Source organism: Candidatus Paceibacterota bacterium, assembly GCA_035452965.1.
GTDB lineage: Bacteria > Verrucomicrobiota > Verrucomicrobiia > Limisphaerales > UBA8199 > UBA8199.
In genome coordinates this window covers 121,221-143,901 of the sequence record DAOTCE010000004.1, presented here as the reverse complement: position 1 = coordinate 143,901, position 22,681 = coordinate 121,221, and the positions used below count along the sequence as shown (strand labels likewise).

Here is a 22,681-nt window from a genome sequence, read left to right as displayed (position 1 = left end):
CCAGGCGATTTTATTTGACTATAGCCGGGGCAGGGCCCCGCCGCACCAGGGAGTCTCTCCGTATACGCACCGTATCCACACCGTATCCACACCGTAGGTTCACAGGCACAACCCTCTATAATCCCGGAACTTATGGCAATTCACCCCCCAAACGGCTCGAAAACCGCCATAACTCATTGCGACACAAGCACTTGTGCCTGAAAGACTACGCGTGGATGACCCGGCCGTAAGGCGGAGGCGGGCGCGGGCTGATCGCACCGAGGTCACGCGGCGTCTGGACGAATCGGGGCTTGTCAGCGCGGCTTCTGAATCGTATAGAATACTAACCTTGTACGCGTAGTGGCACCTAGAACCAGAACTGGCATCTTTGGCCCCCGAGGCATTAACCCCCATCGGGCAGGTATGTTTTTCCACAAACCGTTCCCGCGCAAGCTCCTGGCAATCCTCACGGGTGCGGTGGTCCTCCTGTCCGCCGTGTTTCCCGCCGGCGCGATCATTGACGCCAGCCTGCAAATGCAGCTTGGCAATCCCAGCGGCGCCACCGCCGACACCAACAATTACAACCACTACCTGATCCAGCGCCCGGTCGAGGCCATGGATTACAACGCGATGCTGGGCCAGCCCAACTGGGCGAGCTGGAACTTCACCTCGGCTGACACGAGCAACGCCGTGGCCCGCTCCACCCGGTATTTCACCGACACTTCTCTGCCGCCCAATTTCTACCAGGTTGCTTATGACGACTACGCCGGGTCCGGCTGGGACCGCGGCCACCTGTGCCCTTCGGCCGACCGCCTCAACAGCCGGACCAACAACGACATGGTGTTCCTGATGTCGAACATGATGCCGCAGGCGGGCGACCAGAACTCGGGCGTGTGGGCGCAGCTCGAGAGCGACTGCCGCGCCATCGCGGGCACCAACAACGAAATGCTGATCATCTGCGGCCCAAGCCGGTTTACCGGCGCCACCATCGCCTCGGGCCACGTCGCCGTGCCGGCCTACACGTGGAAAATCGCCGTCGTGGTTCCCCTGGGCGACGGGACTGCGCTGGATCGGATCAACTACTCCACGCGGGTCATCGCCGTGACGATTCCCAACTCAAACTCGGTCGCCGCCATGAAGTGGACAAACTTCGTCACCTCGGCCAGCGCGCTGGAAGCCGAAACCGGTTTCACCTTCTTCACCGCCCTGCCCCCCAACCTCGCCGCCGTGCTGCGGAGCAAGGTGGATGGCCAGGCTCCTCCGGAGCCGGGGATCGCGGGCTTTGCGCCGACCAGCGGCAACGTGGGCATCAGCGTCACCATCACCGGCACCAACCTGAACTTTACCACCAACGTAACGTTCGGCGGCACTAGCGCCTCTTTCACCATCAACTCCAGCTCCAACCTGACCGCCACGGTTCCCGCCGGTGCCAGCTCCGGCCCAATCATCGCCGCGACCCTCGGCGGCACGGCGGCCAGCCCCGGCAGCTTCATCGTCGGCACCAATGGCCAGCCGGATCTGGCCATCGCCCTCACTCACACCGGAGACTTCACCCAGGGCGATATCGGCGCCACCTACACCATCATCGTCACCAACGCCGGCACCGACGCGTCCAGCGGCTCCGTCACGGTGACGACCACCCTGCCGGCTGGCCTCACCGGGACGGCGATTGGCGGGACTGGCTGGAGTGCCGACCTCGGCACGCTGACCTGCACCCGCTCCGACAGTTTGCCCGCCGGCACCACCTACCCGGCCATCACCCTCACCGTCAACGTGGCCACCAACGCTCCCGCCAGCGTGACCAACGTGGCGACCGTCGCCGGCGGCGGCGAAACCGACTTCGCCAACAACACCGCCAGCGATCCCACCACCATTCTCCCGGCCAGCACCGGCGGCGGCCTCGTGACCCTGGTTGGCTGGGACGTAAGCTGGTTGCCCGACGGCACTAATAACTTCGGGCCTTCGCCCATGGCGCCGACCACCAATGCCGGCAACCTCACGCTGATTGGTTTGACGCGCGGTTCCAGCGTTGGCACGAACGGGAGCGCTGCCAACCGCGCCTGGGGCGGCAACACCTGGACGAACACCTCGCCAGAAACAGCGATAGCCTCCAACCGTTTCGCCACCTTCAGCGTCGCCGCCAATGCCGGCTACACCCTGTCCTTTGCCTCCATCAGCAAGTTCGACTACCGTCACTCCGGCACCGGTCCGACCAACGGGCTGCTCCAATACCAGATCGGATCAGGCATCTATTCCAACATCGCGGTTCTGTCCTACCCCTCGACCAGCAGCGCCGGCGACTCCGTGAGCCCGATCGACCTGTCCACATTCCCCGACCTCCAGAATGTCGGTGCCGGCACCAATGTTACCTTCCGCATCGCCAACTGGGGCGCCACCAGCGGCAACGGCACCTGGTACATCTTCGACAAGGACGTTTCCTCGGCCCCGGATTTCGCGGTCCAAGGCACCGTTTTGCCGGCCGCTGCCCCGGTTGCAGACCTGGCCATAGGCTTATCGCATTCCGGCAGTTTCACACAGGGCGACACCGGCCGCAGCTACAGCATCACCGTCACGAACATCGGCGCCGGGGACACGGTCGGCACGGTCACGGTGACGAACGTGTTGCCCGCCGGACTGGTCGCCACCGCGCTCAGCGGGAGCGGTTGGTCCGCCGATTTCGGCACCCTGACCTGCTCCCGTTCCGATGCGCTGCCCGCAGGCGCCAGTTACCCGCCGATCACCGTCACCGTAAACGTCCTGACCAACGCGCCGGCCAGCATCACCAACACCGCTACCGTTCTGGGCGGAGGGGAAATCAACCTCGCCAACAACACGGCGAGCGATCCGACCACCATCATCGCCCTGGCCCCCGTCGAGCTTTGGCGGCTCTACTGGTTCGGCACCACGGCCAACGCCGGCGCAGCCGCCGACACCGCCATCGCCACCAGCGACGGCATGCCCAACTTGCTCAAATACGCCCTGGGCCTGGACCCGCTCACGCCGGCCGTCAACCCCGTGGTCGGCGACATTGACACGGGCTACCTGCGCCTGACGGTGCCCAGAAATCCTGACGCCACCGACGTCAGCTTCCATGTGGAAGTGGCAACCGACCTCCTGGGACAATGGAGCACCAACGAAACGACCGTTGACATTAACACCGCGACGTTGCTCCAAGCGCATTACAACACACCGGTGGCGTCCTCCGACCGCGCCTTCATCCGGCTGCGCGTCTCGCGGCCATAGCCCGAGCACACCCTGACGCCGGCGGCCACGACTTCTTGAGTCCCCTTGGCCGAGGCTGCTACTATTCGGCCATGAAGAAACTTCTGGCGCTGGGTCTGGCCGTCCTGGCAGTGGGCGGCTGCAAGTCGCGTCCGCTTTCGGTCTGCGTTTCTCCGCGGGTGACAGGTCGCGTGTTGGCGGCGGACACCCTCCAGCCGCTGGCCGGCGTGAAGGTGATCCGGAATGAACGAACGGGGGAGCCCAGAACCACCGAACCCGGCAAAGGCGGCGCGGCGCTGCAAGCCAGGAAAGAGGTGCGCACGGACCGGGACGGCTTGTTCGTGCTGGAGGCCGAGCGTGTGTTGAGCCCGCTTGGGGGAGGAGGCTGGTTCTCGGTGGACCTGCTCTTCGAGCGTGCCGGTTACGAACGCTTCAAGACGAATTACTCCATCCTCAACCTCAGCACCAACTCCTGGAAGGACGAATCGGCCCTCAGCGCCGGTGATATCCTCCTCCCGCCGGCGCGCAAGTAACCGCAACGCCACTGGCTGGCTGGCGAGGCCGCCACCGAGGCCGCGCTGCTTGCAGGCCGCGTGCCCTCACGCGGCGCACCGTTGCTACGGCGACCGCCACCACCGCAGGCGCAGGGCGTTGCCAATGACCACCAGGTCCGACAATCCCATCGCCGCCGCGCACAGGATGGGGCTCAGGAATCCAAGCGCCGCCAGCGGCACGCCGATGGCGTTGTAGAAGAACGCCCAGAACAGGTTCTGTTTGATGGTGCGCAGGGTCGCCCGCGCCAGTCCGAGGCTCTCGGGCACCGCCTCGATTTCGGACTTCAGCAGGATGATATCCGCCGCCTCCCGCGCCACATCGCTGGCCCGGCTCACCGCGACTCCCAGGTCGGCTTGTTCGAGTGCCGGCGCGTCGTTGATGCCATCGCCGACAAACGCCACGCGCCCGCCCTGCTGCTGCAGTTTCCTCACCAGCTCCGCCTTTTGCTCGGGGCGCACCTGGGCAAAGATATTCTCCGGCCGGATGCCGGTCTGGCGGGCGATGCTCCCGGCGGTCAGGGGATTGTCGCCGGTCACCAGGTAGAGCCGCAATCCTTGCCGCTCAAGTTTGCGGATGACTTCGGCGGCGCCGGATTTGAGAGCGTCCTTCACCGCGAACAAGGCCTGCAACGAGCCTTCCACCGCCAGGCCCACCACCGTAGCACCTTGGGAAGCCCATTCCTGAACGAACCCTTCCCCCGGCGCCAGGTCCACACCCGACTCCCCTAGCCAGCGAAGAGACCCGAGCCGGGCTGTGCCGCCCGACTCCTGATTGGCCACGACTGACGGGTGACCGGGTTTGAGATTGGCCTGGACCCCGGCTCCGCGGACCTCCCGCCAGTCCGCCAACGCCGGTCCGCCCGGCGAAAGCCGCGCGACGGCCTGGCTGATGGGATGCGAGGAGTGGCCAGCCAGGGCGGCAGCCAGCGCCGTGATGGAATCTCGAGCCTCAGAACCCGGACTGCGCACCTCGCCTTTCTCCCACACCTTGACCACCTCCGGCTGGCCCTTCGTCAGCGTCCCCGTCTTATCGAAAAGCACCGCGGTGACCCGGCCGGCCTTTTCGAGCGCCACGCCGTCGCGGATGAGAATGCCGCGCTGCGCCGCCGCGTTCGAACCGGCCATGATGGCAACCGGCGTGGCCAGTCCCATCGCGCACGGGCAGGCGATGATCAGAACGCCGGCGGCGATGATAAACGCCGCGGCCAGCGGACCTTCCGGCAGGTGCGCCGGCCAGAGGAACGGCGACAGTGCGTCGTGCACCTGCCGGGTCCAATCGGGCGCAAGTCCCCAGGCAAGGCCGGCCGCGAGCGCCACCACCACCACCAGCGGCACAAACACGCTGCTGACCCGGTCCCCCAGCCGCTGAATATGAGCGCGGCTGGTCTGTGCGCGCTGCACGGCCGCAATGATGTGCGCCAGGGCCGTCTCCTCGCCGGTCGCGGTGACGCGCATTACCAGATGGCCGTTGAGGTTGGCCGTGCCCGCGTAAAGCCGGCTCCCGGCGGCCTTGTCCACTGGCACGGATTCACCGGTCAGCATGGATTCATCCACCGCCGAATTGCCTTCCTCCGCTTCGCCGTCAGTCGGCACCCGGTCGCCCGGCCGCAGGACGACCCGATCCGCCACCCGCAAGTGCGCCACCGGAACCTCGTGCTCCGCGCCGTCGGGCTCGCGCCGGCGCGCCAGGGCGGGCGCAAGATCCAGCAACTGCCGCAAGGCGCCGGACGCCCGCGCGCTTGCGCGCGACTCCAGCCAATGCCCCACGCTGATCAGCGTGATGATGGCGGCGGCTTCCATGAAAAAGAGGTGGCCGCTGGAACGGCTGAGCAGCGCCCAGGTGCTGTAGGCGAAGGCGGTGGTCGAGCCCAGCGCCACGAGCGTGTCCATGTTGGAGCGGCCGGCCTTGAGCTGGCTCCACGCGCCGCGATAGAACGGCGCGCCGGCGACGATTTGCACGACGCTGGCCAGGAGGAAGGAAAACCACTGAAACCAGCCGCTCATGCCCAGACCGAAAACCCACTCGCCGATCATCATGGGCGCGGTGCCAAGGACACCCACCCACAGATTAAGGCCCCACCCGCCCAGCTTGGGCCGAACCGCGTCCTGAGCCGGGCCCTCGACTGCGCGGGCCTGATAGCCCGCTTCCTGCACCGCCCGCACGACCGCCCCGATATCTTGCCGCGCACCGGATGCCCAGCGCACGGCCGCCGAGCCGCCTTCAAGGTTCACCGTCGCAGCGCGCACACCGGAGACGCCTTGGATGGCTTCAGTGACATGGCGCGCGCAGTTCGGGCACGTCATGCCCCCGATGGCGAACGCCGTTGCCGAGGGCGAGGCGGAATGCCCCGCAGGTTGCTCGATCACCTCAGTTGTCTGGTCGCTGTGCATCGCTCGTTGTCCGGGCACAGTCTAACCCAGGCTGCGTGGATGTGCCAAACCACGCCCGTAAGAACGTGCCGGGTGCTCGCTCGCAAGGCGAGGGCCGCTTCTCATTACCACCGCGGCTTCAGCCCGGTGCGCGTGCGCGGCCTTTGAGACACGCCCCGTCAGAGCTTCCAGCCCTTGCGATACCGGCGGCGGATGAACGGGTCGGCCTCCCGCGTGTTGGTCACTTTGCACGCCGCCGTATTCCACTCCAGGCTCCGGCCGGTGCGGTAGGCGGCATTGCCCAGCAGGACGGCTTCCGTCAGCGGACCGCTGTAGTTGAAATTGCAGAGCGCAGGGGCGCCTCCCTTGCAGGCGGCAATCCATTCTTCGTGGTGACCGATCGAGTCGGGGATGGAAGGAGCCGGCGGCGCGAATCCCGCGAAATCCGCCTCCGGCAGCAGCCGTCGCCGGCTGTAGTCCGCCAGCAACATTCCCTTGGTGCCGACGAAGAGCACGCCGGCTTGCCAGTCGGGCACTTTCCCTTCCTCGATCAGCTTGGGCAGCTTCCCCCCGTTGTACCAAGTGAGCTGCGTTCCAGGCAGCGGACCGCGCGCGGGGAATTGGTAGCGCACAATCAGCCAGCCCGGCGTCGTCTCCGCCTGTGGAGGCGGACCTTCGGCCTCGATCTTCGTCGGGGCGCGCAGCTTCAGCGCCCAGAAAGGCAGGTCCATATAATGGCAGCCCATGTCTCCCAGTGTGCCCCCGCCGAAATCCCACCAGCGCCGCCAGCCCTTCGGATGGTAGGTCGGGTGATAAGGCCGCGCCGGCGCCGGGCCGAGCCACAAATCCCAATGAAGCCCCGCGGGAACAGGCGGCGTCTCCACCGGCCGCCCTTGCCCCTCCCAGATTCGCTCGCACCACACATGGACCTCGCTGACCAGCCCGATGGTCCCGGCCTCGATCAGTTCCACCACGCGCCGGTAGTTGGCCGTGGCGTGGATCTGCGTGCCCATCTGCGTGGCGACCTTGCGCTTGCGCGCCTCGTTCGTGACGGCGCGCACCTCGAACACATCATGCGCCAGGGGCTTCTCGCAATACACATGGCGGCCGGACTTCAGGGCTGCCATTGTAGCCGCGGCGTGCGTGTGGTCGGGCGTGCTGATGACCACGGCGTCAAGGTCCCGCTGGCCCAACATCCGGCGGAAGTCGGTATAAGTTCTGGCCCGGGGGAATTTGGCCTGCGCCGCGGCGAGCAACTGGTCGTCAATGTCGCAGATGGCGACGATGTTCTCGCTTTGCACGCCGTTGATATTGGCGCGGGCGCGGTTGATGGTGCCCACCACACCCAGGTTGAGTTTCTCATTGGCGGAGAACTTCCTGGCGAAGCCCGGGGTTGTCGCCAGCCAGAACCCGCCGGTCGTCAGCAAGCTGGTCTTAAGAAATGTGCGCCGTGATATCGAGTGATCCATAAAATGATTCGCTGTCGGCAGTTGTCTATTTGGTGCTGCCTGCGCGGGCAGGGCCCGGCGTTCGGCCGCTCCCTTTCAGCCTTTCCTGGAGCGGCGGATAGGGCCGTCCGGTGATCAGGTTGGTGCCATCGGAAAATCCCTCGGGCCGCCCGGCAAGCTGTGCCACCATCCGCGCGCGCCAGCGTTCCAGCAACGCGCGCTGCGACGCGACTTTGGCCAGGTCATGCTCTTCCCGCGGGTCCTGGAGCAGGGCAAACAGGTGCTCCGTCCCGTCCACAGGCCGCCAGATATACTTGAACTGGCCATCGGTAAGCGCGTGGAAGGCCTGCTGCTTGCTGTAACAGGGCGCGTGCTCGAAATGCAGGTGCTCGCGGACCACTTGCCGCTCCCCACGGAGCACGGGAACCAGGTTCACCCCGTCCATCGGCCGAGGGCAGTTTGCGCCGGCCAACGCCAGCAGGGTGGGCATTACATCTTCGAGGCAGACCGGTCGCAGGCAGTGCAGACCCGCCTTGAACCCCAACTCCGGCGAGCCCGCCACGAGGAAGGGTATGTTGGCCGAGCCCTCGAACGGCTCGCATTTCCTGTAATAGCCGTGGTCGCCCAGCATCTCGCCGTGATCGGACGTGACCACAATTATCCAGGGCCGCTTGGTCCTCTGGCGGCGCTCCTTGAACTCGGCAATCAGCGGCGCGATCTGGTCGTCCAAATGTTCGATCAGGCCAAAGTAGCCTGCCTGGGCCCTGCGCAGCGCGTCGCCTTCCAGCAACACGCGGTGGCCTGCCTTATCACCTTCGGGCGAGAGGGCTGGCCAATTCACCCAGTCGCCGTGCGCCGGCGCGGGCAACTTCTGCACCATGTAGGCGTCAAAATACCGCCTGGGCGGAAAGAGCGGCGGATGGGGCGCGTAAAACGAGGTCGTCAGAAACAGGGGCTGGTCGGGGGCGGCTGCCCTCAGCGTCTTGCGGGCCTGTTCGACAACCCAGGCGGTGGGATGCAGATCATCGGCCAGCGGCCAGGGCGCGGCCTGCCAGCCGTTGTTGGACAGACCGAGCCTGGTCACCAGGTTGCGAATGCCGCCTGTGTCGGGGGCAACTTGCTTGAGAAAGGTGTCATAGTCGTCTCCCGCCACATAGGTCGAACCGCGGATTTCCTTCTGGTAGCCGTACGACTCGGTCTCAGGCTTCTGATGCATGTAACGCCCGACCAGCAGGGTGCGGTACCCGGCGTCCGCGAGCAACCGGGGCATGGTGGGATGGGTAATGGGTTTGGCCGCATAGCCGACCACGCCGCTGGTGGCTGGAAACAGCCCCGTGAGCATCGCTGCGCGCGCCGGGATGCAGGAGGGACACGTCGAGTACGCTCGCCGGAAGAGCGCGCCTTCCCGGGCCAGCTTGTCCAGATGCGGCGTGCGCACGGCCGGATGCTCAAGCAGAGACAAACAGTCCCCGCGCATCTGGTCGGGCATGAGGAGGAGGATGTCAGGCTTGGCGGCTCCCGCCGCACCGGTGGCGGCCAAACAAATCAGCAGCCCTATCCAGGCGCCAAATCGACACCCCAAGCGGAGGATCGCAGTTTGCTTCACGAGGATGCAGGCTAACCAGCGGGCTTGCCCAGTGTCAGGCCGAAACTTATTCACGCGCGCTCAAACCACCACCGTCGGCACTTTGAATTCCGCCGCTGCTCAAGTCGGGCTTCCGGGCCTGGCCTGGCTTTGCTCTTCCCACTCGCGGGCGCGATTGAGCGCCTCCGCCCAGCGGCGGCGGCGATGCGCTACCTCGTCCCGCTTCTTTGCGGGCGCGAAGGTCCTGTCCGGCTGCCAGGTTTTCCCGACCTCGGCGCAATCCTTCCAAAACCCGACTGCCAGGCCCGCCAGGCCGGCCGCGCCCAGCGCGGTGGTCTCGGCCACCTTGGGCCGGGTGACCGGCACTTGCAGCAAGTCCGCTTGAAACTGCAGCAGCAGGTTGTTGGCGGAAGCGCCGCCGTCCACCCGCAATTCGCGCACCGGGAAGCCCGAATCCTCCTGCATCACTTCGAGCACGTCCGCCACCTGGAAGGCGATGCCTTCGAGCGCGGCGCGGGCGATGTGGCCGGCGGTGGTGCCGCGCGTCAGGCCGGTGATGGTGCCGCGGGCGTATTGGTCCCAGTGCGGCGCGCCCAGCCCCGCGAAAGCCGGCACGAGGTAAACGCCGCCGCAGTCGGGCACGCTGGCGGCCAGGGCCTCGACGTCCGCCGAGGATTTGATGAGCCCGAGGCCGTCCCGCAGCCATTGAACGACGGCGCCGCCGATGAAGACACTGCCTTCCAGGGCGAAATTGGTCTGCCCGCCGGTCTTCCAAGCGACCGTGGTGAGAAGCTGGTGGCGGGAGGCGACGGGCTGCGGCCCGGTGTTCATCAGCATAAAGCAGCCGGTGCCGTAAGTATTCTTGGCTAGGCCGCGCGTGAAGCAGTTCTGGCCGAACAAGGCGGCCTGCTGGTCCCCCGCGATGCCCGCGACCGGCACCGCCCCGCCAAACAGGCTCGTGGCGGTCTCGCCGTAGACCTCGCTCGACGACCGCACCTCGGGCAACAACGCGCGCGGCACATCCAGCAGGCGCAGCAATTCGTCGTCCCAGGCGCCGGTGTGCAGGTTGAACAGCAAGGTGCGGGAGGCGTTGCTGGGATCGGTGAGGTGGAGGGCTCCCCCGGTCACCTTCCACAGCAGCCAGGTGTCAATCGTGCCGAAGGCCAACTCGCCGCCCTCCGCGCGCGCCCGGGCGCCCGGCACATGGTCCAGCAGCCAGCGAATCTTGCTCCCCGAGAAGTAGGCGTCAATGACCAGGCCGGTCTTGCGTGTGATCAGGTCCCCGTGGCCCGCGCGCTTAAGTTCGTCGCAGAACCCGGCGGTGCGGCGGTCCTGCCAGACGATGGCGTTGTGGATGGGCTCGCCGGACCGGCGGTCCCAGATGACCGTGGTCTCGCGTTGATTGGTAATGCCGATGGCTGCAAGGTCCGCGGCGGTCAGCCTGGCGCGGGCCAGCGCGGTCCGGGCCACCTCAACCTGGCTGGACCAAATCTCGATCGGATCGTGCTCCACCCAGCCGGCCTGAGGATAGAGTTGAGAGAACTCCTTCTGGGCGCTGGCACGGACCGCCCCGGCGTGATCAAAGACGATCGCACGCGAGCTCGTGGTGCCCTGATCCAATGCCAGGATGAAAGACATGGGGGTTAGACAGCCGGGGCTCAGGACAGGCCCGTCGGGAGCGGCATGCTTCCCGCAGTTGGATCAGGATCGTGATGCACGTTGGCCAGGAGTTAATATTGCCGTTTCCCGGGCACCAGCGCAGCGCGGTGTTTCGCCACTTCCTGCTGGATGTCGGCGACGACATCGGGATGCTCGGCGGCAACGTCAAAGCGCTCCCCCGGATCACTCGGCAGATGGAACAACAAGGGCGGATCGTGCTTCTGGGCAGTGTCCCTGCCGTAGCCGGCGAACGTGGTGAAGTGGGCCTTGTAAGGGCCCTTGCGCATGGCATAGACCTCATCCCCATTGTAGTAGATCATCAGGTTCCGCCGGCTGGGACCCTTGCCTAGCAGCAGCGGCGTCATGTCCACGCCGTCAATGAGGCGATCGGAAGGGACCGGCGCTCCGGCCAAACTCAGGCAGGTGGGGAAGAGGTCCAGCGAGGAAGCCATCTCGCGGTTGACGACGCCCGCCTTGATCTTGCCCGGCCACCAGGCGATGCCCGGCTCGCGCATGCCGCCCTCCCAGGTGCTGCCCTTGCCGCCCCGCAACAGGCCGGCGCAGCCGCCAGCCTGGTCCTTCACCAGCCACGGCCCGTTGTCGCTCGTGAAGAAGACCAGCGTGTTCTTGTCCAAGCCTTGCTTGCGGAGGGTGTCCAGCACCCGGCCGACGCTCCAATCCAGCTCTTCCACCACGTCCCCATACTGGCCGCGCGGGCTGGTCTTTTGGAACTGCCTGGAGGCGAAAAGCGGGACGTGCGGGTAAGTGTGCGCGAAGTACAGGAAGAAAGGCCGCTTCCGGTTCTGCTGGATGAAGCGCACCGCCTCCTCCGTGTAACGCCTGGTCAGGGTGCTCAGGTCGGTGGGCTGCTCGATGGGCTGGTCGTTGCGCATCAGCGTGCAGTTCCACCATTCGAGCTTGGGGTTGAGGCTCATGGAGGCGTTCCTGGGATTGCCCTGCGCGGGCTCCATGTCGTTGGACCAGCGCAGGCCGTAAAAACCGTCGAAGCCGTGGGCGGTGGGCAGGTTCTGCGGGTAATGGCCGAGGTGCCACTTGCCGATGGCCTGGGTGGCGTAGCCCTTGCCCTTGAGGGCGCGCGCGATGGTGATTTCCTCCGGCGGCAAGCCGCCGGGTGAGTTCTTTGTCTGCACCCGATGCTTCAAATCGCCCGACATGCCGCTGCGAATGGGCAGCCGCCCGGTCAGCAGCGCCGCGCGGCTGGGCGTGCAAACGGTGGCCGCGACGTAAAAGTCCGTGAAGCGCATCCCCTCGGCGGCCATGCGGTCGAGGTTGGGCGTGCGGATGGTAGGATGGCCATAGCAGCTCAGGTCGCCGTAGCCCAGATCGTCGGCCAGAATGATGACGACATTAGGCAACTTGTCGGCTCGCGCCGCAGCGGGCAGGCTGGGCAGGAGCGCAATAAGGCTGGCTCCGACCAGGGTTGGGAGGTGTTTCTTCATAGGCGAGGGAAAGACTCGTCACTTATCCGCACTGGCGCTCTTCTGCCTCTTCTTCTTGCCTTTCTTGGCTTTGGCGGGTTGCCCCTGCTCGGTGTTCTTCGTGGGCATCGGGGCGTCGACCGCCTGGCGCCAGGCGGTGAGCCGGGCGTGCAGTTCTTCTGCCTTGTCGGGCAGCTTCGCCGCGAGGTTGTTTGTCTGGCTAAGGTCTTCGCGCAGATTATACAGCTCCAGATGGCCGTCCTCGAAATACTCCTGGAGCTTCCAGTCGCCGGAGCGGATGGCGCCGGCGGGGGTGGTGCGCCAGGAGCCGACGCCAGCGCCCAGGTAACCCGGGAAATGCCAGAAGATGGCGTCGCGGCCGAGCGCAGCCTTGCCGCCGCTGGTCAGAGTTTTGAAGTAACTCACCCCATCCAGCGGATGGTTGGCTGGCGGCTCGGCACCTGCGACTTCGAGCAGGGTGGGATACAGGTCCACGCTGTTGATGGGCTGGTCGCAGGTCGCGCCGGCCGGAATGCGGCCCGGCCAGCGGAAGATATAGGGCACCCGCACGCCGCCTTCGTAGAACATGCCCTTGCCGCCGCGCAAGGGAGCATTGTCGGTGATCCCGCCCGCCGCCTTAATGCCCTCACGAGCGTAGCCGCCTACGCCGCCGTTGTCGCTGGAGAAGATCACCAGGGTATTCTCCGCGAGCTTCAGTTCGTCGAGCAGCGCGAGCACCCGGCCGACGCTTTCATCCACGCTGGCGATCATCGCGGCGTAAGTCGGGTTGTTGTGCCCGCCCACGGGGGGCTTGGGCTTGAACTTCGCGATGAGGTTGGCTTTGGCATCGTGCGGGGAGTGAACAGCGTAATGCGGCAGATAAAGGAAGAACGGCCCTTCCTGGTGGCGTCGGATGAAATCCACGGCCTTATCCGTCAGGAAATCGGCCAGGTAAGTGCCCTTGGGATACTCGACTGGAGGCACAGTGACGAAATTAAAATGCGCTCCCGCGCTCACAATGGCCTCATCAAATCCGCGCTGGCCCGGGTGATGAGGGCCGTCATCGCCGAGGTGCCATTTGCCGAACATGGCGGTGGCGTAGCCCGCTTTCTTCAGAGACTGCGCGAGCGTGATTTTGGTCAAAGGCAATTTGGTGACGTTGTCCACCGGCCGGAGCGAACGGCTGCGCCAGTCGAAGCGCTCAATGCTGCCGACGGTATAAACCCCGGTGCGCGGGGCGTATTGACCGCTCATCAGCGCGGCGCGGGTGGGAGCGCAATTGGCGCCACAGGTGTAGCCGCTGGTAAACCGTATCCCGCTCGCTGCCATGCGATCAATGTTAGGGGTTTCGTAGTACTTGCTTCCGAAGCAGGCCAGGTCGGTATAACCAAGATCGTCAGCGAGAATGAAGACTATGTTGGGGCGCTGGGCGGCGGCGCGAGAATTGACGGCGGTGGTCAGACAAACAAGCAGGACGAGACAGGCCTTGAGAAGGCGCTCAAGATTACGATGTTTCATGCGGTATACTGCGAGCCGGCGGCATGGGAATGCAAATCGTAAATAGTGGATAAGGCCTCGATCTTGGGTGGGGCCGCCTCGCCGAGGCGGCCAAACGATGGCGCTTTCGGCGAAAGCACCCTGCCAGACTGAGGGATTACAAGGGTGGCGCACCCATCAGGAGTTGAACCTGAAACCTTCTGATCCGTAGTTCGGATTTTATAACGCAGAATTTGTGCCAGTCCGCAGGAGGTTGTTTTAGGGAAGAGCATCATCGCCCGTGGCAACGGGCACGTAATGCATCTTAGTTTTTTTAGCGGGTGAAGCGATTTGGACGGAAGCGTTTTTTATAACGCAGTCGGATGTTTTTATAACGGCGGTTGAGTTGTCAGGGTTGTCAGGAGAAACGGCGGGAGCCGGAGCACCCGAGGGAGCCACACCATTCTTACCCTGCTCGTCTGCGAGCACGACGGCGGGAGTCAATCCCCAGAAGGCATCGCAGACCTTCTTCTTTACCGCTCGCATGTAGTGGCGCTTGACGGTCTTGATTATGTCCCCCGTTACATAGCAGACCTTGTACGGGTCTTGGGTTAAGGCGTTGTAGTAGGTTGCAAAACCGTGCCTCAATCCGTCTTGCACCCACTCCCCGTTCAAGACCGCTTTGCGTACCTTGCGCTCACGATTGCCGAGGTTCCGCAGGGCCACGAAGGGTTGGTCTTTCGGCGTGTTGTCTCTGTGCCATCTCAGCCAAGCGAAAAGCGTCTCCTTGGCGGGGGCTTCAAGGATAAACCTCCGTTCCTCCCGCTTGCCCTTCTTCACGTAGATTTCGTGGGTCTCAAAATCAATGTCCTCCCATTCAACCCGAGCGCCTTCGGAGGGGCGCAATCCAGCAAACGTCAGCAATGCGTACATCCCAACCAAATCCTTCTCACTCGTGGCAACGTGTCGAAGGAGTTGGCAGACTTTTTCGGAGTCATAGAACTTGGCAGTGAAGTCCTCGGATTTAATTAGGATACCATCCGTGGGGTTCTCTTGGCGCAAGTGCCGCTTGTGCTTCGCCCAAATGAAGAACATTCGGATGAATCGCAGATATTTCCGATGGGTGTTGCGGTTCTTGGCGGGGAGCTTGTTCAGAACGTCCTCGACCATTTGGTGCGTCACATCCTCAATCTTGAGTCCTCCCCACGTATTACGCAGAAATCGTGCGTAGAACTTCACTTCGCCAACCATCCGCTTACCAATGGGTTTGATTTTGCTCGTGAGCTTGGACTCTTTCCACTTGTCCACCAGTTCGGCAACAGATGGTTTGGATTGGCGAGTCGCCTCCTTGCCGAGATGGGCGAGGTAGAAGTCAGCAGCATCTTCGGGGGTTTTGGAGTATGGGCTGAGTCGGTCAAGGATTTTGGAGTAATTTTCAGCCATGACCAACTTGTCATTCGGAACGTCGGTCTGTGCTCTGTGCTTTGTAATGGTCTCTTCCACGCTCCGTGCCCAATCAAGAGCGTCCTTCTCCGTGGCGAATGTTTTCCGCTCCTTCATGTGCCATCTAGTCGAACGGGCGGAGCCGAGCCAGTACACTGACCCGTCTTGTCGGACAAGTTTGTAAACTTGCGGGAATGTCCTTCTGATAATCATGGGAGCAATGTCTGCACTTCTTCAATTGTCATCTTCGTGTTCATCATGCCGCACAACATAACACTGATATTAGAACATGTCAAGTACAGAATAAGGATGGATAAGTCCGCTAATACTAAAGCCCGCAACTTTAGTATCGGTATTCCCACTCTTTTCCGAAGCCCGCCCGAATCGCTCTCCCCTACCAATCAATTCGGGCACCCGACTCTGAATCCCCAGCCCACGCCTTCGCCTTGAGCCGCTCCGTCAAGAGCTTCGTCGGCTCGTGATTGGGGCGGTTCAGGTACTGAATCCAGATGGCAGGAAAGTTCTCGTCCCGTTGAAACCGCAGGGCATCCCATTTGTACAAGCGATGCACCCAGAAGCTGTGCGTCTTTCCGTCTGTGCTCTCGCCCTGCCGAAACGCCGTGTGTATCAGCCGGAAAGTCTTTGTGCGGGGGTCAATTGCCAAATCATACGGCCCAAGCCCCATTGTGGTAATGCGGGTGAACGAGTAATCGCTGTCGTTTGAGAAGGCAAAGACGCCGGTGCAGTATTCAGCAGCGAGACCACAGCCCGAGCCAGGCTTGACGGCAACGAAATCGGGTCTCCCGTCGCCGTTGAAGTCGCCGCAGTAAACAGCCGACAGATACGGCCCGAGGACAAACTCGTTGTACGTCTTGAACCGCCTTCCGTCGGGGAACTGAACTACGGCGGTTGTGAAATCCGAATCGGGGTCATGGGTTTCCGTGACGGTGGGGAAGCGTTGCGGAGCCTGCGGGTGAACCCAGATGTTGGATGCGCCTTCGACATAGGCGACTATTGGGAAACGTGGCCACGGCTTGCCATTCAGGAATGGGGTGTAGTCGGCAGCAATCCACTCGTTTGTGCCGCCCCAGCACGCTGCACCAGCCAGCACCAGAAGGAGCGGCCAGAGCAAACGAGTTGTGTATGCTTTTCGAGCCATCGCAGCCGTACCTAAACCCTGCACGGCTTCGTTGGCAAGACCGGAGACGGCTGGGTTCAAATGTCCAGCTAGCGCCTCCATGAACCTGCCCCGCAGTAGGGCACCATCAATTGAGAACGGGACTCAACCCTCCCCGCAACTCCGTTCGGCTTCCGCAATCATATCCGCCAGCTTCAAGCCCAGAGCCGTAGCAATTGCCCTCGCCGTGTCCAGATTTGGGCTTCTTTCCTCACGTTCCAGAAGACCGATGTACGTTTGGTGAAGCCCAGCCATCTTCGCCAAAGCCGCACGGCTAAGCCCCTTCCTTTCCCTGTGCCTTTTGACCACACGGGAGAAGGCGTCTGACATCGGCGATTGGGTCTGAGCCATCCATGCCAGATTGCCGAGTTGGACAAAAGAGCGTCATAAGACAGTTGTCTTGGCACGAGATTTGCGACATTCAGAGGGGGCAACGTAGCCGTATTGACATGAACTAACAGCATAAGGACCACGGATGAGCAACACGACAGGTTACCGTTCACTCGAAAGTGAAGTCGGAAGACTTGAGGGACAATGGCCGAAAAAATCCTCGGGAGACTACAGCCTCCAACAATGTCTGACAGATTTCAAGGAGGGACTCCAACCTGATGAACAATTGCTGGGTTGGATAAACGCAAATTCGTTTACGTTTAGCAGGTCCAGTCTCATCCCGTCCGCCTTACAGCCACCGTGCCTGTCTTCCCTGTTGCTCTTGACGGACAAACGGCTTGTCATCGTTGTACAGCACATAGTACGAATCGAAATTAAGTCCTTGCCGCTGGAGTCAATCACTTCGGTTGACGTGAACAAGGGAACGTTTTGGGGGAATGGGATTGGGGGAGTTAAGATACAGGAGGTCGCCCGTACAACCTCACTGGCGTCCTTGACACCGGACTTTGCCGAGAAGTTTCTCGCCACATTAAACAACGCTCTTGCAGCCGCAAAGGCCAAGAACACGACTCCGCCCCCAACACCCTCCGCTGCCCCAGACCCGATAACGCAATTGGAGAGACTGGCTGAATTGAAGGCGAAAGGTATCCTAACCGAAGAAGAATTCGTTACGGAAAAGCGGAGAGTGCTGGGAGCATCGAATACGCCTTCTTCCCAAGGCCGCCAGCAGATGGGTGCGGAATACGAGGCTCCTCCGATCATTGGAAACCAATCGGTGCCGACACCGCCGCCTTTGTTTGACGTGGTGCTTGATGCGGTTCCCGCCGATAAGAAAATCGCCGTCATCATGGCGATTCGTGAAATCAAAGCGGGTCTTGGTTTGGCAGAGGCAAAGTTGTTGGTAGAAACTCTGCCAAGCACACTGCTTACCGGTGTAACAAATTCGGAAGCCAACAACGCAAAGCAGAAACTGGAGAAGGCTGGAGCATCAGCCCTGCTAAGGCAGACCTAAGCCCCATTACGCCCGAGGCATGGGTGTGTCTCGTCAATGCACCCCCCCAACGGAAAATTTTGGGCCGATTAACGCTTTCCACACGCCGCCAACTTTTTTCAGGGAGCGAGTACTTATTCCTGTACTCAAGCATTGCCAGACGAATCATCCCTTGCGGTTGCTTCGTCCCGTTTCTGGCGTTCGACGTTGTGCAACGATTCGTCCTCGGCAGTCCACAACATCATCTTCCATCCCTGCGGCATGAATCTGGCGCAGAGTTCCTGAATGTGCGGCTTTTGGACGAACGAGCAATCGTCGGCGGTGATGAGAATGACCTTCTCGGCTGGGTCGTAAGCGCAAACCTTGTACCCGCCGAAATCGCTAAACGTGGCATTTTCTTTCACGAAATCGAATCCGTTTTTGTTCAGGTGGCCCACGATGTAATCTTGGCGCTTTGCTGATACGGTGGGAGGGATGTGCCACGGCAAAGCCAGGGGGGCCAATGGTTCGGAAGCCGCAAACACCGGACGGGACTGCTGCCGCTTCTCCGCACTCCCCCGACTGCCGCTGTGCCCGTTGCAGCGCATTGAAGCGCAATGCGGGGCGTGGCGGGCGCTTTCCGTCGCCGCACTTGCCACGCTACCCGACTTTTCGCCTTCGCCCATTGAAGGGGCAACGGCGACACCACGGGCAACCATCGGGCCTGATAGTTTCGTTCCCTCCCCGCCCGAGAATCCCGAAGCTGCGCTTGAAGCGCAACTCTGGGTAACGGCGGGAAACCCGAAACCGCTTGATGCTGAAATCGAGGGAACGGGTTCGTTGAAGGATGAAGACCCTTCTTCAAATCCAAGCGAAGCGGTTGTCCCGTCCTGTCGTACTGGACAGGACTGCTCTGCTATCTTTTCCTCTGCTGTCTTTTCCCTACCATTTTTGGGGAGTAGTCCCCTGCCGTTTTGCGGGAGGGGTGCCCCTTCCACTTTTTGGGAGGGGTGCCCATCTTGGGCAGGGGTGTGCTGAGTCAACTTGTTCGGGTCAAGGGCGAGGTACTCCCCGTACTTGTTGACATCGAAGATGTAGTACTGCTCGCCCGCCCTGCCCGCCAGGTTCAATATGCCCAAGTCAAGGAGCGGTTTGAGATGCTTGCGGATAGTCCTTTCCTTTTTGCCTAAGCTCTTGGCGATGTCGCCAACGTGAAAATGCCATCTGTGGTCCTCGTGCTCGGTCTCAACGCCTTGACGCCAGAGGACGTAAAGCAGTATCTGGAGCGCAGCGGGTGCATCCTTCAACAAGAGTGTCAGCGACACTGCGTACTTCGTGTAGTAGATGGTTTGTTCCATACCCAATCCTTTCAAAATGTGGGGTGCCCTCGGAAATCTTTGGAACGTTTTGCATGGATTGGGTGACTTCTGGGAGGGCACCCGAAAATCAGTTTGCTGGTGTACCCAATCCATCACGCAACTAGTACATAGCGATGAAACGGCGAAAACGATTGATCCGCCTGCGGTTGCATTATGACGGCCTTTCCCGAGTCAACCGAGGCATCGTGCAAAATGAGGCAAAACAGCGGGCAAGTCGCCCGTGGCAAGGGAAGATTGCCCGAAGAAACGGCGAAAAGCCCTTCTCGGGAGACGCTCGATAGCGTTTGATCGAAGGAAGTCGAAGACGCCTGTAATGGCGCTTCAAGAGCCAAGAAACCACCCAGCCTTCGGGGCTGACTTATGTATGCTTATTCCGTGCTTGACCAACGCTAATGCGTCTGATATTCTCTAAGGCAACATCACTACTACGACTACCCAACGCCGTAGCACTGACGTTTACGGGTTGGCTCCCAAACACTCGCAAACGGAAAGAATGTGCTCATGCAGACAGAAGTAGTAGTGACGGAAATCCTCCAGTACCACAATGCGGTTGTCCAAGCCGACAAGACCATTGCGGATAATCGAAAGAAGCAAATCGAAGACGCATGGAATTGCGGCAGTCGGTTGCTCAAAGCCAAAGCTGAATGCCCGTCTAACGAGTGGGGCAAATGGTGTAGGGAGAATCTCCCGACACTCAGCACCTCCAAAATCCAACGCTACATTAGGTTAAGAGAAAAGTCAGACCTGACTGAATGCTTGGCGAAATACAAGACCCTCAACCAAGCGTACATTGGCCTGGGCATCACGGGTAAGCAGAAGCGGGTAACGGTCAAGGCGGCTCGCAACAACGGCGGCGGTGGAAGTGGCAATGGCGGGAAGCCCGACAAGCTCAAGTTGCGGCTCAAGGGCAAGGGCGGTGGCTCTTTTGACATCAACACGCTTCCGCAGCGGTACCAAGACCAAGTACGGGAGCAATCCAAGACCGCTCCCCTTGTAAGCGACAGCATCGCTGCCACCGCCAACTATCGCAGCAAACCCGTTGCCGTAAAAGCCAACCGCTGTGAGACCGCCTTGCGTCTGATTGGTGAGCTTGCCGAAGTGCTGGAGCGGGACATGAGCGCCACGGAGGAAAACGGTGCCATATACGGGGCGATGAAGCCGCTTGCCAAGTGGCATACAGCTATGCGGGAGTCCGTCGGAAGTCGCAATGGCGGCGTCTTGGAAGCATTGAAGCATTCCCCTCTCTTTGTTGACGTTTGCAGGATTAAGGAGGAGGCGTTGGCAGCGTAGAGGCGGAGTGCCGTAATCGGAAGCAACCCCGTAAACAAGCGATATGGACAACCCCGTAATACTTCAAGGAGACGCCTTGAGCGTCCTCAAAACCATACCCGACAACAGCATTGACATGTGCATGACCTCGCCGCCGTACTGGAAGTTGCGGGATTACGGGACAGCGCCCTTGACCTGGGATGGAGACGCTCAATGCCAACACGAGTGGGAAAACGCCGACAAGCGCATTGCGTATGCGTCCTGCCGCAAGTGTGGGGCGTCGAAAGGGTCATTAGGCTGGGAGCCAAAGCCTGAATTGTACATCAAACACCTTTGCGACATTTTTGATGAAGTAAAGCGAGTGGTGAAACCCGAGGGTGGTTGCTGGGTCAATCTTGACGACAGCTACTTAAAGACAAAATGCCTTGCCCAAATTCCGTCACGGTTTGCAATCGAAATGACGCATCGGGGATGGATACACCGCCAAGAAATTATATGGCACAAACCGAAGGTCATGCCCGAATCCTGTAAAGATCGATTCACACGGGATTTCGAGAAGCTGCTTTTCTTCACCAAGCAACCGAATCACTACTTCGAGATGCAATATGTGCGGCTGGCACCAGCAAGCATCAAGCGGCAAAAATACGGGGTAAAGTCCAGTCGGTATCAGTTTCGGGCATCGGGCGGTATTGACTTGGAGCAGATGAAAGGACGCTTTTACAACGAAGATCGTGGACGCCATTTGCGTGCAGTATGGAGCATAACGCCAACCACATCTCGGGTAGAGCATCCCGCCACTTATCCCGAAGAGTTGTGTCGGAGACCGATTGCTGCGGGTTGCCCCATAGGCGGCATTGTGTTGGACCCATTTATGGGAGCGGGGACAACAGGCGTCGTTGCGTTGGAGCAGGCCAAGGACTTTGTGGGGATTGAGTTAAGCCCTGAGTACATTCAAGCCGCCGCAAGGCGACTTGCGCCTCTTCTGCCAGCTTCGTTTGCCGAGTAGGCGCTAAAACGCCTTTACAGGCCCGCCTGGACTCAAGACACCCGTAGGGCAAGGCGGTTGTCACCCGCCCCCATTCCGAGGCCATCCCCCCGTCGCCAGCCCCCTGTTTACAAATCCACCCCCTCCAAGACCTGAAAAAAACCTGATTTTACTGGGTTTTTGTTGACTTCGCCGGGTGTTTATTATACATTTGTTTGTGTACATGAAAACAGCAGTTTACCTACGGGTTTCAACGGCTAAGGGTACCCAGAAGACCGACAGCCAAGAATACGAAGTGAAGCGGTATTGCTCTGCTCGGGGCTGGAAAGACCTTGAAATCTACGTGGACAAGCTGTCGGGCGGCAAAACCTCCCGCCCAGCACTTGACCGCATGGTGAAAGACATGCGGGACGGGAAGATCGCCCGTGTAGTGGTGTTCAAGTTGGACCGCTGTGGACGCAGCCTAACCCACTTATGCCTTCTCATTGATGAAATGAACCGTCTCGGCGTCCCGCTCATTTGCACGAGCCAAGGCATTGACACCAGCGAGAACAATCCGTGCGCCAAATTCCAACTGGACGTGTTGAAAGCCGTTTGCGAATTCGAGCGCAATCTCATTCGGGAGCGGGTCAATGCGGGGCTGGCAGCAGCACGGGCCAAGGGCGTCCGCCTCGGCAGACCCAAAACCCTCCAATGGCGGCGGGAAGATGTTCTGGAACTGCGGAAGCAGGGAAAGGGTATTCGGGAAATCGCTCGGGAACTGAAAATGCCCGTCGCCAGCGTGTTCAAGGTAGTGAAGGAGGCAAAATGAAAAGTCAAAATTTGGAGGCCGCATTTCAGTTGTTCAGCGAATTCCAAATTGCACTGCGGATGTCGCAAACGGACGCAGTTGAGACCAAGGACGGATTCGCCGCAATCTTGATTTCTCAACTTTTGGAAGAAACGTGCCACACGCATTGGCTGCTCCAGCGAATGCAGGAGGCCGCCCAATGAAGCCGTACATCATCCGCCGTGTTCCGTATCTTTTGAGGGGAACATCAAGAATCGTGTGGGGAATTGTCTTGTGCGAGACGGAAGGGCTTGCTCTGTTATGGGTCCAAACCCCTGATAATGTAATCCCAAGCATCGTGGTGATTGCCACGGAGTCCGTGACAGACAAGGTTTTCGTAGATGTCAATGTGAACACCTTCGCATTTCCGAAAGAGCTTTTGATGGACGTGGGGGGCAAGATGAAGGCGCTTGGCCAGATGTTTGTGGAAGAGGACTTCAAGGATTTTTTCAAGCCCGATACCCTCTGGCCCGATGACGATTGAGAGAACCAAAAAGAGAACGGAGA

Annotated in this window: 17 protein-coding genes; 7 read left to right on the top strand and 10 right to left on the bottom strand. The window is 61.2% G+C overall.

Annotation, left to right across the window (positions count from 1 at the left end; all coding sequences use genetic code 11):
- Nucleotides 1–402 precede the first annotated feature (402 nt).
- Entirely contained in the window at nucleotides 403–3,222 is a 2,820-nt protein-coding gene (locus P5205_05645; GenBank protein HSA09838.1) for a DNA/RNA non-specific endonuclease, read from the top strand.
- 71 nt (nucleotides 3,223–3,293) lie between these two features.
- The gene (locus tag P5205_05640; protein ID HSA09837.1) at nucleotides 3,294–3,734 is read left to right on the top strand and encodes a hypothetical protein; all 441 of its coding nucleotides are present in this window, start codon (nucleotides 3,294–3,296) and stop codon (nucleotides 3,732–3,734) included.
- Nucleotides 3,735–3,818: 84 nt separating this feature from the next.
- Here the strand turns inward: P5205_05640 and P5205_05635 are convergent, their stop codons facing one another.
- From P5205_05635 to P5205_05595, 9 genes are all read right to left on the bottom strand, one after another.
- On the bottom strand, nucleotides 3,819–6,164 hold the full coding sequence (locus P5205_05635; GenBank protein ID HSA09836.1) for a cation-translocating P-type ATPase: 2,346 nt from the start codon (nucleotides 6,162–6,164) through the stop codon (nucleotides 3,819–3,821).
- 140 nt (nucleotides 6,165–6,304) lie between these two features.
- Nucleotides 6,305–7,594, bottom strand: coding sequence for a Gfo/Idh/MocA family oxidoreductase (locus P5205_05630; GenBank protein HSA09835.1), 1,290 nt, complete (start codon nucleotides 7,592–7,594; stop codon nucleotides 6,305–6,307).
- Nucleotides 7,595–7,619: 25 nt separating this feature from the next.
- On the bottom strand, nucleotides 7,620–9,179 hold the full coding sequence (locus tag P5205_05625) for a sulfatase-like hydrolase/transferase (GenBank protein HSA09834.1): 1,560 nt from the start codon (nucleotides 9,177–9,179) through the stop codon (nucleotides 7,620–7,622).
- Nucleotides 9,180–9,278: 99 nt separating this feature from the next.
- Nucleotides 9,279–10,796 carry a glycerol kinase GlpK gene (gene glpK / locus P5205_05620; protein ID HSA09833.1) on the bottom strand — a complete coding sequence of 506 codons (1,518 nt, stop codon included), beginning with the start codon at nucleotides 10,794–10,796 and terminating at the stop codon, nucleotides 9,279–9,281.
- Nucleotides 10,797–10,888: 92 nt separating this feature from the next.
- A complete protein-coding gene (locus P5205_05615) occupies nucleotides 10,889–12,277 on the bottom strand; it encodes a sulfatase (protein HSA09832.1) in 1,389 nt (462 codons plus the stop codon).
- 18 nt (nucleotides 12,278–12,295) lie between these two features.
- The gene (locus P5205_05610) at nucleotides 12,296–13,774 is read right to left on the bottom strand and encodes a sulfatase (protein ID HSA09831.1); all 1,479 of its coding nucleotides are present in this window, start codon (nucleotides 13,772–13,774) and stop codon (nucleotides 12,296–12,298) included.
- Between the two features lie 237 nt (nucleotides 13,775–14,011).
- Nucleotides 14,012–15,292, bottom strand: a complete 1,281-nt coding sequence (locus tag P5205_05605) for a site-specific integrase (protein HSA09830.1) — start codon at nucleotides 15,290–15,292, stop codon at nucleotides 14,012–14,014.
- A 277-nt stretch (nucleotides 15,293–15,569) separates the two neighbouring features.
- Nucleotides 15,570–16,334 (bottom strand): hypothetical protein, encoded by a 765-nt coding sequence (locus tag P5205_05600; protein ID HSA09829.1) that lies wholly within the window; start codon nucleotides 16,332–16,334, stop codon nucleotides 15,570–15,572.
- Between the two features lie 123 nt (nucleotides 16,335–16,457).
- Nucleotides 16,458–16,682 carry a helix-turn-helix transcriptional regulator gene (locus P5205_05595; protein HSA09828.1) on the bottom strand — a complete coding sequence of 75 codons (225 nt, stop codon included), beginning with the start codon at nucleotides 16,680–16,682 and terminating at the stop codon, nucleotides 16,458–16,460.
- A 145-nt stretch (nucleotides 16,683–16,827) separates the two neighbouring features.
- On the opposite strand from P5205_05595, the gene P5205_05590 reads away from it, so the two are divergent.
- Entirely contained in the window at nucleotides 16,828–17,754 is a 927-nt protein-coding gene (locus P5205_05590) for a ribosomal protein L7/L12 (protein HSA09827.1), read from the top strand.
- A gap of 125 nt (nucleotides 17,755–17,879) precedes the next feature.
- Here P5205_05590 and P5205_05585 read toward each other — a convergent pair whose 3' ends face one another.
- Complete coding sequence (locus P5205_05585) at nucleotides 17,880–19,070, bottom strand: hypothetical protein (GenBank protein ID HSA09826.1); 1,191 nt, start codon at nucleotides 19,068–19,070, stop codon at nucleotides 17,880–17,882.
- 522 nt (nucleotides 19,071–19,592) lie between these two features.
- Here P5205_05585 and P5205_05580 point away from each other — a divergent pair.
- From P5205_05580 to P5205_05565, 4 genes are all read left to right on the top strand, one after another.
- A complete protein-coding gene (locus P5205_05580; protein ID HSA09825.1) occupies nucleotides 19,593–20,381 on the top strand; it encodes a hypothetical protein in 789 nt (262 codons plus the stop codon).
- Nucleotides 20,382–20,424: 43 nt separating this feature from the next.
- On the top strand, nucleotides 20,425–21,366 hold the full coding sequence (locus P5205_05575; GenBank protein HSA09824.1) for a site-specific DNA-methyltransferase: 942 nt from the start codon (nucleotides 20,425–20,427) through the stop codon (nucleotides 21,364–21,366).
- A 202-nt stretch (nucleotides 21,367–21,568) separates the two neighbouring features.
- Entirely contained in the window at nucleotides 21,569–22,156 is a 588-nt protein-coding gene (locus tag P5205_05570) for a recombinase family protein (GenBank protein ID HSA09823.1), read from the top strand.
- A 178-nt stretch (nucleotides 22,157–22,334) separates the two neighbouring features.
- Nucleotides 22,335–22,658, top strand: coding sequence for a hypothetical protein (locus P5205_05565; protein ID HSA09822.1), 324 nt, complete (start codon nucleotides 22,335–22,337; stop codon nucleotides 22,656–22,658).
- Nucleotides 22,659–22,681 lie beyond the last annotated feature (23 nt).

Excerpts from the sequence above, each read along its gene's own strand:
- P5205_05645 (HSA09838.1), top strand. The coding sequence starts at position 403 with ATGTTTTTCCACAAACCGTTCCCGCGCAAGCTCCTGGCAATCCTCACG.
- P5205_05640 (HSA09837.1), top strand. The coding sequence starts at position 3,294 with ATGAAGAAACTTCTGGCGCTGGGTCTGGCCGTCCTGGCAGTGGGCGGC.
- P5205_05630 (HSA09835.1), bottom strand. The coding sequence starts at position 7,594 with ATGGATCACTCGATATCACGGCGCACATTTCTTAAGACCAGCTTGCTG.
- glpK (HSA09833.1), bottom strand. The coding sequence starts at position 10,796 with ATGTCTTTCATCCTGGCATTGGATCAGGGCACCACGAGCTCGCGTGCG.
- P5205_05615 (HSA09832.1), bottom strand. The coding sequence starts at position 12,277 with ATGAAGAAACACCTCCCAACCCTGGTCGGAGCCAGCCTTATTGCGCTC.
- P5205_05610 (HSA09831.1), bottom strand. The coding sequence starts at position 13,774 with ATGAAACATCGTAATCTTGAGCGCCTTCTCAAGGCCTGTCTCGTCCTG.
- P5205_05605 (HSA09830.1), bottom strand. The coding sequence starts at position 15,292 with ATGAAGGAGCGGAAAACATTCGCCACGGAGAAGGACGCTCTTGATTGG.
- P5205_05600 (HSA09829.1), bottom strand. The coding sequence starts at position 16,334 with ATGGCTCGAAAAGCATACACAACTCGTTTGCTCTGGCCGCTCCTTCTG.
- P5205_05595 (HSA09828.1), bottom strand. The coding sequence starts at position 16,682 with ATGTCAGACGCCTTCTCCCGTGTGGTCAAAAGGCACAGGGAAAGGAAG.
- P5205_05590 (HSA09827.1), top strand. The coding sequence starts at position 16,828 with ATGAGCAACACGACAGGTTACCGTTCACTCGAAAGTGAAGTCGGAAGA.
- P5205_05585 (HSA09826.1), bottom strand. The coding sequence starts at position 19,070 with ATGGAACAAACCATCTACTACACGAAGTACGCAGTGTCGCTGACACTC.
- P5205_05580 (HSA09825.1), top strand. The coding sequence starts at position 19,593 with ATGCAGACAGAAGTAGTAGTGACGGAAATCCTCCAGTACCACAATGCG.
- P5205_05575 (HSA09824.1), top strand. The coding sequence starts at position 20,425 with ATGGACAACCCCGTAATACTTCAAGGAGACGCCTTGAGCGTCCTCAAA.
- P5205_05570 (HSA09823.1), top strand. The coding sequence starts at position 21,569 with ATGAAAACAGCAGTTTACCTACGGGTTTCAACGGCTAAGGGTACCCAG.
- P5205_05565 (HSA09822.1), top strand. The coding sequence starts at position 22,335 with ATGAAGCCGTACATCATCCGCCGTGTTCCGTATCTTTTGAGGGGAACA.